Raw genomic sequence first — 481 nt, forward strand, 5'->3', positions numbered from 1 at the left:
TCATATCGCCAGCGGTGACCTGGTGAAACGTATTGAAGTGGAAGGGTCCAACGAGATTGGGCAACTGGCGGAAAGCCTGCGTCACATGCAGGGTGAGCTGATGAATACCGTGGGTGACGTGCGTAACGGTGCCAACGCGATTTACAGCGGTGCCAGCGAGATTGCGATGGGCAACAACGATCTCTCCTCCCGTACCGAGCAGCAGGCGGCATCTCTGGAAGAAACCGCAGCCAGCATGGAACAGCTGACGGCGACCGTGAAGCAGAACGCCGAAAACGCGCGTCAGGCCAGCCATCTGGCGCTGAGTGCTTCTGAAACCGCGCAGAAAGGCGGCAAAGTGGTGGATAACGTGGTGCAAACCATGCGTGACATCGCGTCCAGTTCGCAGAAAATCGCCGACATTATCAGCGTCATCGACGGCATTGCCTTCCAGACTAACATTCTGGCACTCAACGCCGCGGTAGAAGCAGCACGTGCAGGC

1 protein-coding gene is annotated in these 481 nt (G+C 57.8%); it reads left to right on the plus strand.

Translation table 11 applies throughout. The features are described 5' to 3' along the window. The coding region (locus tag M3193_RS16595; protein WP_251630013.1) for a methyl-accepting chemotaxis protein at positions 1–481 on the plus strand (481 nt) is incomplete at both ends.

Source organism: Sporosarcina luteola, assembly GCF_023715585.1.
GTDB classification, from domain to species: domain Bacteria; phylum Bacillota; class Bacilli; order Bacillales_A; family Planococcaceae; genus Sporosarcina; species Sporosarcina luteola_D.